Source organism: Emticicia agri (assembly GCF_004168285.1).
Classification (GTDB): domain Bacteria; phylum Bacteroidota; class Bacteroidia; order Cytophagales; family Spirosomataceae; genus Emticicia; species Emticicia agri.
The window spans coordinates 136,935-149,460 of the sequence record NZ_SEWF01000005.1 but is presented as its reverse complement, the minus strand read 5'-3'; the positions used below and the strand labels follow the sequence as shown (position 1 = coordinate 149,460).

The following is a 12,526-nucleotide window of genomic DNA, read 5'->3' as shown; positions in this document are numbered from 1 at the left end:
ATATTTTTCAGTGAAAAGTTCATAATGGTACTTTTTTTGCTTTATTCTTACCTAAAAAATTATACTTGTATGTTTGAGTTTAATGCTCATCTTGACGCCGACTATATCAACGAAATTTATGGTGGAGATTTATCTATCGTACAAATCATGTTTAGTTCTTTTTTAGAAGAAAGCATTCCGGTATGGAATGAGATGTACGATAAAATAGTCAGTAAAAATTATGCTGAAGTTGGTCGTCTGGCTCATCAGATTAAACCGTCGTTTTCGATGGTAGGGTTAACTTTCTTACATCCCAAGATTCAGGCCTTTGAAACTTTTGCCAAATCAGGCCCTGCTCAGGGAGAGTTGCTGACTCAATACCAACAGATTGCAGTAGATGTTAATCATGCAAAACTGGTAATTGAAGAAGACCTGAAGCGAATGGAAGATTATGTTTAATTAAAAAAATAATGATTTGTTCCGGTAAGGCAAGTTCCTATCTGGTCAATCGTTGTTTTTGTATTATAGAACTTTCCTGCTACTTATTAGATTCATAATGAAAACTATCATTGAAATTCTTTTCTGGGTTTGTATAGGTCTGGTTTTTTACACTTATATAGGCTATGGCATAGTAGCCTGGCTATTTGTTAAAATCAGAACCCTACTGGGAATCTCCTTCCCAACATTGAATGACCCTGCTTTTCAGCCTAAAGTTACGCTGGCGATTCCTGCCTACAACGAAATGAGTTGTATCGAAGCAAAAGTGAAAAATTCTTTTGGCTTAGATTATCCGGCAGATAAAATAGATATTCTGTTTGTAACAGAGGGTTCAAATGATGGTACTACCGAATATATACAGTCTTTGATGGCTACTTATCCGAACCTGAAAATCATTGGAGGCAACGAACGTAAGGGAAAGATAGAAGCCATGAATATGGCAATTAAAACAATTGATACGCCGATTGTTATTTTTACCGACGCTAACACCACACTGAATAAAGCAGTTATCAAGAATATTGTCCGCCATTTTAAAGATGAAAACGTAGGAGCAGTAGCAGGAGAGAAACGTATTCAGGTTGATGATAGTGAAGCTGCGGCAGGCGCAGGAGAGGGGTTATACTGGAAGTACGAGTCTTTTCTGAAAAAATTAGATACCAAGCTTTATTCGGTAGTTGGGGCAGCAGGTGAATTATTTGCTGTCAGAACAAATCTTTATGGCTCGGTTGAAAAAGATACTTTGCTTGACGACTTTATGGTTTCGCTAAGGGTGGCCGCTAACGGATATCGGGTAATCTATGAACCGGAAGCCTATGCTATTGAGCGACCATCTTTTTCTATTCAGGACGAAATGAAACGAAAAATCCGTATTGCCACAGGAGGATTTCAGTCTATTGCCCGTCTTGGGTTTTTATGGAATATATTTAAGTATGGCTGGTTATCTTTTCAATACGTATCGCATAGAGCCATGCGTTGGGCAGTAGCACCGTTTTGCCTGCCTATTATATTTTTATTGAATCTGGCTTTGGTATTGATGGAAGATATGAACGAGCCTGTAACTTTTTATAAAGCATTACTGGTTGCACAGATTGTGTTTTATGTATTAGCCATAGTAGGCTATTGGTTAGAAAATCAGAAAATCAGAATAAAACTGCTTTTTGTACCATTTTACTTTTCATTCATGAACTATTGTGCTATTAAAGGCTATAACCGCTATCGCCAGGGAATTACTTCCGGTATCTGGGAGAAAGTTAAACGTGCGCAATGATAAAAATATAATAATTTTCGAAAAAAACAGTTACTAAAACATTAGTAGCTGTTTTTATTCAGAAAGAGTGTTAATTGTATTATAAATTCACAGAATTTATAATTATTGCTGTAATTGAATCAAAATTTTCCTCCTTTTCCTGAACTCCTGCTATCCTCTTGAACTCTGCTATTGGGTTACTCAAAAAAAAGAAAAGTGATTTTTGATAAGTATTTCTTACCAAAATAAGATTGGGTATGATATTTGAGGAACTTGCTAATAAGCCTTTAGGCTTAACTTATATTGAAAGACAACAAACCTTTGTTGATAAAAAAATGACGTGCCTTAGAAGACTTTCTACAGTGTTTATTGCTGTATTTATCCTTATTTCTATTAATACAGAAGTACATGCTCAGGTTACCTCTGTTGACGCCACTCTGGCAAAAGCATTTGCCACCGATGAACTCCTGCCTTTTCTGATCGATGCTGCCTTAAAAAATTCGGGAGATATAAAAAGATTCGATAAGAGTATTCAAATGGCTCAGGCCAACGTGAAAATAAATAAGAATTCTATTTATAGTGCGCTTGGTTTGCAGGCCAGTTATGCCTACGGTACCAATTATGCTGCGGTAGCGGATGCTACGGCATCGACCAATTTTAACAGACTTACTACTACCCAAACAGGCTTTTATAATTTAGGTGTAGGTATATCTTTACCTATTACCACAGTTATCAACCGTAAACATCTGGTAAAAACGGCTCAGATGCAGATGGAAATATTTGGTCATGAAAGAGAATCGGCTACGATGGCGGTAAAGCAAGAGGTAATACGGATGTATCAGGAACTGAAACTCTCTCAGAAATTACTGGCTATCACTACCAGTAATAAGCAATCGTCACAATTGAATTATGACCTGGCTGAGAAAGAGTTTTTGCAAGGACAACTGACTGTTGAGCAACTTTCGAGAGTACTTGATATGAATAATAAAGCTAAGATAGAATATGAGCAGACAGTAAACCTGTTTCAGACTAATCTTATGCAATTAGAGACATTCACAGGAACAACTTTAGCGTCATTATTAAAGAGAATAAAATGAGTTTCTTGCATTTCCTTAATCTGGTTTATAAAAATCTTAAATGGCTGATATTGGTACCTATCGTATTAGCTGTTGCGATTTTTTATTTTACACGTAAGGAGAAAAAAGTATATGCTTCAGAATCAACTATTTACACGGGTATTGCCTCAGGATATAGCCTTAGTGGCGAAATTAAGGCTGACTTCTTTTCTACCAGCAATGCATTTGATAACCTCCTTACGCTTATTCAATCACGGGAAACTAAACAAGATGTTGCCATTTCATTACTGGCAGAGCATTTATCCCTAAAAAAACATGACCCACAGGTAATGACCTGGTTGGCATACGACGAACTAAGCAGGCAGGTGCCGGATAGTATTAGACAAATAATAGTAAAGCCAACACTATCTGAAACACGTGAAGCTATCACTAAATTTATGGAGAGTAGCGACGATAATCTGATATATGAACTTCTGAATTCGAAAGAGCCTTTCTATTCTTTAGATGCACTCAAGAAAATTGAAGCGAATCGTATCAGTTCCAGTGATTTGGTGAAAATCTCCTACGAAACCAATGACCCTTTTATCTGCAAGCGGACGTTGGAGTTGCTGGAAAGTATTTTTATGGAAAAATACAAGTCGGTGAAAGGTGGACAGACTACCTCGGTAGTAGATTATTTTGAAACACAAACCAGAAAAGCTTTTATCAAGCTTGATTCGGTAGAAAAACTCTTCCTGGATTTTAATAAAAATAACGACATCATTAACTACTACGAACAAACCAAAGCTGTAGCAGGGGAAAGAGAAGATTTGTATGCCATGAATCATGATTTGGAAATGGAAGAGCTGGCCTCCAGTAAATCTTTGGATAAAGTAAATGAAAGCATCAAAAACCGTGTATATCAGTCGATTTATGGAAGTGAAATTATTGACGAGCGTCAGAAACTGTCGGATATCTATAACAAAATTGCCAATAGCGAAATTGTTAATAAAGATGGTTCTAATAAAAGAGAATTAGATAGCCTTAAAAACCTGGCTGCTACTTATGAGGCTAATATCAAGAAATCGCTCAATAACCTGAATCAGCAGACAAATACCCCTAATGGAATCCCGACCAAGAATGTGCTGGACGAATGGCTGAGAACAACGCTTGCTTTTGAACAAAGCAAAGCAAAACTGGCCGTTATGGATAAACGCAAAAAAGAGTTTACTGAAGAATATAGGAAATTTGCACCATTGGGTGCCATTCTCAAAAAGATTGAAAGGCAAATCAATGTCTCGGAACAGGAGTACCTGCAACTATTGCACGACCTTAATCAGGCAAAGCTCTCGCAACAAAATACCGAGCTTACATCAAGATTAGATGTGGTTGACCCACCGTTTCTTCCATTAAAACCTAATCCGTCTAAACGTATTATATTGGTTATAGTAGGTTTTATGGTGGGTTTTGTATTGGTAATGGCTGTGATTATTGGCAGGGCCTTTATTAATAAAACATTATTAGAGCCATCAAGGGCTAAAAAAATGGTTAATTTACCATTGTTAGGAATCTATCCGCTGCTGAACGATAATCCTGATTTTTTAAGACAAGCCGACCTGAGACTCTTGCAACATGTGCTTGCTAAAATAGATGGCCGTCAGGATACCATTTATTTAGGTTTTATCAGTACACAAAAAGGAGAGGGTAAAAGCACAATTATTGATATATTAGAGAGACAGTTATTAGACCTTAATTACCATGTCGAAAAACAACTATTATTATCAAATACCGAGTATCGGCAATTAGGTATTTCTATGCCTCTTAGTTTAGCGGCTCACCAGATAGAATGGGCCAATGAACAGGAGATTATCAAACAGCATCAGGATACCGGACTACTGAAAATGCAAGGGGGGGAGTTGGTAAGAAAGAAAGAAAAAGATTTTGTATTGGTAGAGTTTCCTGCCTTAGAAAAAATGGTAATTAAGCCCGGCCTTTTTCCACCACTCAGTCATTCTATTCTTGTTTGTAGAGCCAATCGTATCTGGGATACAAAAGATAAACAAATGGTTTCAATCTTTACCCAGACTACCGGCAGTCAACCAATGTTTATTCTGAATGGGGTAGAAACTGATTTTGCCGAAGAATACATTGGTGAAGTGCCTAAGAAACGTAATGCCATAAGGTCGTTTATAAAGAAAGTGGTAAAATTTGAATTTGGTAACAGAAAATCTGTCTATAGAGGATAAGCAGTAGTACGCATGGAAAGCAATGTTTTTTATACAACTAACCGTAATGTCATAAAGAATATCTGGCTGATACCCATTGTTCTTTTTGCCGTTGCCTTTGGTTGGATAATAGCCAAGATGGGGGTTGCTATCGGCATAATTCTTTTGGTATTACCATTTATTGTAGGCTTTGTAACATTAGTGTTTCTGAAACCTCGTATAGGCATGTTTACCTACATTGTGTACTGTTTTCTGATGCCAACTATTGGTAAGCACGTGCCGGGGTTGCAGGCTGGTTTAGGTACAGATGCTTTGCTGTTTCTTACGCTGTTTGCCGTATTGTTTTTCAGGAGCGATAAGTTTAAGTTCAGATATATCAACAACGATTTGTTCTGGACAGCAGTAGTATGGTTTGTGATTACTGTACTGCAATTAGGTAATCCCGAAAGACCCAGTGTTTTAGGTTGGGTATATGAAATGCGTTCGGCAACATTATACTGGATATTAACCATTCCACTGGCTATTTTACTCTTTTATAAAAAGAAAGATATTAACACTTTTCTGACCATTATTATCGTGCTTTCTTTTATAGGCGCCATATATGGGGTAAAACAAATGAAATTAGGGCCTGATGCTGCCGAAAACAGGTGGCTGGAAGAAGGACCTAAGAAAACACACGTTTTGTTCGGCAAACTCAGGGTTTTCTCCTATTACTCTGATGCCGGACAATTTGGTGCATCTCAGGCACAGATTGCCATTATGTGTATCATTCTGGCAGTTGGGCCTTATACAAAGAAAAAGAAAATAGTGTATATGATTGCAGGGTTGGTAATTATGTATGGGATGCTTATATCCGGCACAAGAGGTGCTTTGTTTGGCCTGGTAGGAGGGGGCTTTACCTTTCTGATACTAAGTAAGCAGATAAAAATTCTGCTCTTAGGCGCAATAGTAGGTGGAGGAGCCCTTGGAGTTCTGAAATATACTACCATAGGAAACCAGAATGCTGAAGTAAGACGTTTGCGTACCTCATTAGACCCTAAAGATGCTTCTTTACAGGTACGATTTATCAACCAGAAAATATTGGCTGAATATATACGCACCAAGCCTTTTGGTGCAGGAGTAGGTACAATGGGTACATGGGGTACTATCTATAATAAGGATAAATATATTTCTACTATACCACCCGACAGCCTTTATGTAAAAATATGGGGTATGTACGGCATTGTAGGTTTTCTGATATGGTTTGGAATGATGATGTATATTATGGGTAAAAGTGCCGGAATCATCTGGAAAACACGTGACCCGGTGCTTAAAAATCAACTGGTATCGCTATGTTCGGGAGCAGCCGGTATTCTGCTTTGTAGCTATGGCAACGAGGTACTCAATGCCATGCCGTCAGAAGCTGTTGTTTATGTAAGTTTTGCCTTTATATGGTTAAGTCCAAGATGGGACACGCCTGCACCTAAAGAGGTAAAAATTGAAGAAGGTCAGGAAGTAATGGCTTAATTAAGCATCTAATAAGTGTTTTTCATGAATCAGTTCTATTTCAAATATGTAATCACCTTTGGGCAAAACCTAATCAAACGATGAGTGTACTATACCTTATACTGAACATTTTTCTCTACATTATTCTTGTCTATCTGTTTATTCAGGTAGCTTATCTGCTTTTTTATTCTATTGCAGGTAAAATAGCCCGGAAAGAAACTTTTGCAGAGGCAAAAACACTCAGAAAAATCAGGATTTTTATTCCGGGTTATAAAGAAGATGCCGTAATTATCAATACCGCAAAAGATGCTGTTCTGCAAGATTATCCCAAAGATAAATACGAGGTCGTCATTATAGCTGACTCTTTCAGCGAAGCTACCTTGGCTACGCTTAAAACACTTCCGATTAAAGTGATAGAAGTGAGCTTTGAGAAAAGTACGAAAGGAAAGGCTTTAGAGAAAGCTGTTGCCGCTACAGCCCATGAACCTGTGGACATCGTAGTGATTTTAGATGCTGATAATCATATGTCTAAAGGTTTTCTGCATGCGGTAAACAATGCTTTTGAAAAAGGGTATCAGGTAGTGCAAGGCCACAGAACTGCTAAGGATTTTAAAACGCCATTTGCTTTGTTAGATGCCTGTACTGAAGAAATTAATAATCATATTTTCCGTAGAGGCCACGTGGCCGTAGGTTTGCCTTCGGCACTGATTGGTAGCGGTATGGCTTTTCAATGGGATTTCTTTGTTTCGTTACTGCATAATATCGGCGATACATCAGGTGAAGATAAGGAAATGGAATACAGAATTATCAGACAAGGGAAAAAGATAGCTTTTCTGGACGGGCGCTATGTCTATGATGAAAAAGTAGCTAAGACTGATGTTTTTAGCAAACAAAGAAGCCGCTGGATAGCCATGCAAATTGAGTTTTTTGAAAAATATTTTGTTGAGGGTTGGGTTCAGCTTTTCAGAGGAAATGTGGCTTTTTTCGATAAAGTTTTCCAGACATATCTGTTGCCAAGAGTGATGTTGGTAGCCATAGTATGCCTTTGGTTAGTACTAACAATCTTGTTTTTTAAGGAGTTTTTGTATGTAACAATTGGAATGTTTTTTGCTTTGGTTTTAGCATTATTGATGGGCATTCCAGCTAAGTGGTATAACAAAAAGCTGCTCATGGCATTTTTGCAGATACCAAGCGCATTATTCTCAATGCTGAAAGCCATGTTGCATATTGGTAAAGCCCGCAAGCAGTTTATTCATACACCACATGGTGAGTCTTAACACTTAAATTAGAGTAATTATGCCTTGGGATATTATTGCAGTAGTGGGTATAATAGGTATAGTCTGGGGTTTTTTGAAAGGTCTGAAAACTAAAAGTAAACGTTATGTCAAAAAAAGTTGATGCATTTATTCTGATTGCACAGCAGGAATGGGAACTGAACCTCGGTAGTAATGCCCGTAATCTGGCCGTGGAAATCAGTAAGACCATGCCTGTAATATATGTAAACCCTGATACTAATGTTAAATCGCTTATTAGCAGGGCCAGCACGCCTTATGGACGTAAACGATTGAAATTAGCTTTAGGCATAGGTGAAAATACCGAAAAACTTGCCGATAACTTATGGTTACATACCCCACAGAATATCAGTAGCTCTATTAACTGGTTGAAAAATTTTAAGCTGTATGATATGCTGAACAGAAGAAATGCAAAAGGATTTTTTGAAAGCCTGAAAAAGGCGGTAAAAAAACTCAACTGGCAACCTGAAAACTGTATTGTTTTTAATGATAGCCAGATGTTTGCAGGGCCTTTTGTGAAAGAGTTTTTTAATCCAAGATTAAGTTTTTACTATATCAGAGATAATCTGGTTGAGCAGGCCTATTTTAGATTTCACGGGCCACGTATAGAGCCTGTTACCATCAAAGAAGCTGATGCTATTTTTGGTAATTCGGCTTATCTTACCGAATATGGCTTAAAATATAATTTAAGAAGTCTGGAAATAGGGCAGGGGTGTGAAACTGACATCTATGATGCTTTTTCGGAGAAAACAGAACCTGCTGACTTAGCACCTATCAAGCACCCAAGAATAGGTTACGTAGGTTTTCTGACACATGAGCGATTGGATATTCAATTATTAGAGCAAATCGCCGAGGCCAAAAAAGACTGGCAGATTGTATTGATAGGGCCAGAGGACCCTGTATTTGAAAAAAGCCGATTGCATGAGATTCCGAACGTACATTTCTTAGGCGCAAAAAAAACAAGCGAATTGCCTGCTTATATGCACTATATGGATGTATGTATGAATCCGCAGGTAATTAATGGGTTAACGATTGGCAATTATCCCCGGAAAATTGATGAGTATTTATCAATGGGTAAGCCAACAGTAGCTACAGAAACCCTGGCAATGAAAATGTTTCTGCCACACGTAGAGTTAGCCGTCGGCTTAGAAGGTTACCTGAAAGCCATAGAAAAAGCCCTGCAACCACAAAGTATGGAGCAAAAGTTAGCGGCTATCAACTGTGCCAAAAGCCACACCTGGGAAGCCTGCGTTGAGAAAATCTTTGCAGTACAAGACCAGTTATTAACAGAAAAAGACCAGTCTCATCTTAAAAGCATTTCATCGCTGTAATCATTCGCATGAATCTAAAGGGTATTATATCAAAACTGCGTAACAGACATTTTTTGTCGCTGTTTGGGAATGGCGCAATGGCTGTTTTAGGAATGGTGCTGGCCGGTATTTTATTCAGATTCATGCCATCAGACGACCTCGGATACTGGTTCTTTTTTCAGTCTGTATTTGTATTGTTAGATACATTCAGAAGTGGCTGTTTGCAGGTAGCATTGATAAAATTTTATACAGGTGCCGAAAAAGCCAAAGCCGAAGCGGTATTAGGCTCGGTATGGTATCTGGGTATTGTTATTACAGGGGTTATGGTAGTACTGAATCTATTGGCTGTTCCTTTTTTAAATTTTACCGATAGTACAGGTACAGTTATTACAATTCAATGGTTTGGCATTACTTTTCTGTGCAGTTTACCATCAAATATTGCCATGTGGGTTTTACAGGCTGAACAAAGATTTGATAAACTACTGATTTTGAGAGTCATCAATCAGGGATTGTTTATTCTCGCTGTTTTAGCGATGATCATATTTCATGAATTATCACTGCCAAAGATATTGATAATTAATGCCGCCTGTGTATTGGTGGTAAGTATTTTCAGTTTACTGAAAGGCTGGACGCATTTAGATACATTCAAGAAACGTACTAAAGAATCAATCAGTGAACTGTTTCATTTCGGAAAGTACAGTGTCGGAACAACCATCAGTGCTAACCTGCTCCGTAGCTCAGATACTTTCATTATTATGATTGTATTAGGTACAGCAGGACCTGCTGCAGTTGCCATGTATAATATTCCGATGCGATTAATGGAAATTATAGAAATACCTCTGCGTAGTTTTTTGGCAACAGGTATGCCTTCTATGTCAGAAGCGTTTAATAAAAATAACAAAAAAGAGGTTGTAAATATTATGCAGAAATATGGGGGCATGCTTACCATATGCCTGATACCCATAAGTCTGATAGCCTTAGTACTGGCAGATTTAGCCATTGGTATTTTAGGCGGAGGTAAGTATGTAGATACGCAGGCAGTTACGGTTTATCGCATTTTTATGTCTTTTGCCATGTTTTTTCCTCTTGATAGATTCATGGGTGTTACGCTGGATATTATTCATCAGCCCAGAATCAATTTTTATAAAGTATTAATCATGTTATCGACCAATATCGCTTTTGATTTTTTAGGTCTTTATCTTTTTAATGACATTATTGGTGTGGCTATCGCTACTTTCTTTACTTTTTCGGCAGGTATTATTTTTGGATATATCTGGTTGAAAAGGTATCTGGACTTTACGCTATTGGGTTTTTTTACAACAGGGTTTAATGAAATCAAACAATTATACAGTCAGTTTTTCTATAAAAATAAGACTGCTTAACAATTACTTATGAAAATAGCCCATTTAATATTAACCCATGCGAATAATTCAGGTCAATTAAAAAGATTGATAGAAAGTTTAGCGCATCCTGACGCAGATTTTTATATTCATGTTGACTTAAAGACCGATATAGAGCCACTACTTCCTTTAGCAAGTAATCATGTTTTTTTCATTCAGAAACGTATAAAAGTCTATTGGGGGGCTTATAGTATTGTGCAGGCAACAGTAAATAGCTTCAATGAAATTCTGGGTTCACATGAGCCATATGACTATGTAAATCTGTTGAGTGGCCAGGATTACCCGCTGAAGAGTGCAGAATTTATTCATGATTTTTTAGCGCATCAGCCCGGAAAAGCTTTTATGGATGCTCTGCTCATAGAAACTGAATGGCAGGAAGCATTACCAAGAATAAGAAAATATCATTTTGCGGACTTCCATTTTAGAGGGAGATATTTCTTTGAAAAGGCGGTGAACTTGCTGACTCCACGCCGCAAGATGCCTAATGGGTTAGTTCCGGTCGGGCGTTCTCAGTGGTTTACCATGAGCTTGAATCATGTCAGTTATATTGTTGAATACTTACAGAAAAATCCGCAGATTAAGCGATTCTTTGAATTGACCTGGGGGGCAGATGAAATTATATTCCAGACAATTCTGTATAATTCTTCTTACAGAGAAGATATTGTAAACGATAATCTGAGGTATATTGACTGGTCGGAAGGAAAGGCGAGTCCAAAAACTTTTACAATGCAGGATTTTCAGGTGTTACTAAATTCAGGAAAGATATTTGCCAGAAAATTCAGTCCACAACTTTCTGATGAATTATTAGACGAATTGGATAAAGTTAAATACAAGGAGTTGCACTGACTATCGGTTAAACTCCTAAAACCTCATTATAAATACCAACCATTTGTTCAGTTGTCTGTTTCCATGAAAATAGCTTGACTCTTTCGAGACCATAAGCTATTACTTTTGCTCTCATATCAGCATCGTTTAACAGTCTTACTATTTTTTCGGCAATATCTTCTATTTGTGTGGGGTCTATCAATACTGCGCCTGCTCCGGCTATTTCGGGCATAGCTGAGGTATTACTGGTAATTACTGGTGTACCACACTGCATGGCTTCCAGTATCGGAATCCCGAAACTTTCTCTCAGAGACGGATACAAAAATAATTGCGCCAGTTTATAGAGCTTAGGCAATTCCCGGTTAACCACATAACCAATAAGCAGAATATGTTTCAGCAGATGTTCGTTGTTTTGTTCTTTTAATAAAGGTAACAGGTGTTCTTCCTTAAAATCAGTAATTACTAAAGTAAAGTCTAATTGTTTCCTTTCATAAAGTAATGCTAATGTCCTTATTACATTCGGTAAATTCTTTTTCGGGTCTGTATTGCCTAAAAATAACACAAACCGTTCAGGCAGATTCATTCGTTTACTAAAATCGTTCAACTCTTCTGTACTATATTCGTCGGCAAAATGGTTGCTGCAGGCATTATAAACCGTTCGTACCTTTTCTTCAGGCAGGTTTAGTTTTTCAATCATCCGGTTGCGCTCATAATTACTTACTGTAACAATCATAGAGGCTTTTTTAGCAATCTGAGGTACATTCCATCTTCGATAAATGCCACCTAATCGCTGGTAAAAAACGCCATTATTGCTTACCTTTTTTTCGAGATAAATAACATCATGAATGGTAACTACTAAAGGAATAGTGGGAGTAATAGGAGCGGTATTGCTGGTACAATGCAACAAATCTATTTTATCTTTTCTGATTGCCTTTGGTAAAATGTATTGCTCCCAGATGGGGTATAAAGTGGGTCCACTTAGTTTGATATTGACATTTTCGGTAGAGCGAAGCGTGTCTGTATCTTTATAGGATTGCGCATAAACTAAGTATTCGTGAGGGGTTTTTATTTGCTGTAGCTGGCGTAATATTTCAAGTATGACAATGTCCATGCCATGCTTTTTTTGTCGGAAAATTCGTTGGGCTTCTATTCCTATACGCATCTGATAAGTAAATAAAATATGTGTAGATACAAAAACAAAACGTGCGTAA

At 37.6% G+C, this 12,526-nt stretch carries 10 protein-coding genes; 9 read left to right on the top strand and 1 reads right to left on the bottom strand.

From position 1 onward, the window contains the following. Positions 1 to 69: 69 nt before the first annotated feature. The 9 genes from EWM59_RS04875 (at position 70) to EWM59_RS04835 (ending at position 11,336) form a co-directional block, all read left to right on the top strand. The gene (locus EWM59_RS04875; protein ID WP_165372098.1) at positions 70 to 438 is read left to right on the top strand and encodes an Hpt domain-containing protein; all 369 of its coding nucleotides are present in this window, start codon (positions 70 to 72) and stop codon (positions 436 to 438) included. Between the two features lie 97 nt (positions 439 to 535). Next, a complete protein-coding gene (locus EWM59_RS04870; protein ID WP_130019819.1) occupies positions 536 to 1,744 on the top strand; it encodes a glycosyltransferase family 2 protein in 1,209 nt (402 codons plus the stop codon). Between the two features lie 236 nt (positions 1,745 to 1,980). Continuing rightward, positions 1,981 to 2,820 carry a TolC family protein gene (locus EWM59_RS04865; RefSeq protein WP_130019818.1) on the top strand — a complete coding sequence of 280 codons (840 nt, stop codon included), beginning with the start codon at positions 1,981 to 1,983 and terminating at the stop codon, positions 2,818 to 2,820. After that, on the top strand, positions 2,817 to 5,024 hold the full coding sequence (locus tag EWM59_RS04860) for a GumC family protein (protein ID WP_130019817.1): 2,208 nt from the start codon (positions 2,817 to 2,819) through the stop codon (positions 5,022 to 5,024). Before EWM59_RS04865 ends, EWM59_RS04860 begins: the two co-directional genes overlap by 4 nt. Positions 5,025 to 5,036: 12 nt before the next feature. Then, positions 5,037 to 6,509, top strand: a complete 1,473-nt coding sequence (locus EWM59_RS04855) for an O-antigen ligase family protein (RefSeq protein ID WP_130019816.1) — start codon at positions 5,037 to 5,039, stop codon at positions 6,507 to 6,509. Between the two features lie 80 nt (positions 6,510 to 6,589). Beyond that, a complete protein-coding gene (locus tag EWM59_RS04850) occupies positions 6,590 to 7,765 on the top strand; it encodes a glycosyltransferase family 2 protein (RefSeq protein ID WP_130019815.1) in 1,176 nt (391 codons plus the stop codon). A gap of 104 nt (positions 7,766 to 7,869) precedes the next feature. Further along, positions 7,870 to 9,111 (top strand): glycosyltransferase, encoded by a 1,242-nt coding sequence (locus EWM59_RS04845; protein ID WP_130019814.1) that lies wholly within the window; start codon positions 7,870 to 7,872, stop codon positions 9,109 to 9,111. Between the two features lie 8 nt (positions 9,112 to 9,119). After that, entirely contained in the window at positions 9,120 to 10,472 is a 1,353-nt protein-coding gene (locus EWM59_RS04840) for an oligosaccharide flippase family protein (RefSeq protein WP_130019813.1), read from the top strand. Between the two features lie 9 nt (positions 10,473 to 10,481). Next, complete coding sequence (locus tag EWM59_RS04835) at positions 10,482 to 11,336, top strand: beta-1,6-N-acetylglucosaminyltransferase (protein ID WP_130019812.1); 855 nt, start codon at positions 10,482 to 10,484, stop codon at positions 11,334 to 11,336. Between the two features lie 7 nt (positions 11,337 to 11,343). Here EWM59_RS04835 and EWM59_RS04830 read toward each other — a convergent pair whose 3' ends face one another. Then, complete coding sequence (locus EWM59_RS04830; RefSeq protein WP_130019811.1) at positions 11,344 to 12,477, bottom strand: glycosyltransferase family 4 protein; 1,134 nt, start codon at positions 12,475 to 12,477, stop codon at positions 11,344 to 11,346. Positions 12,478 to 12,526: the final 49 nt, after the last annotated feature.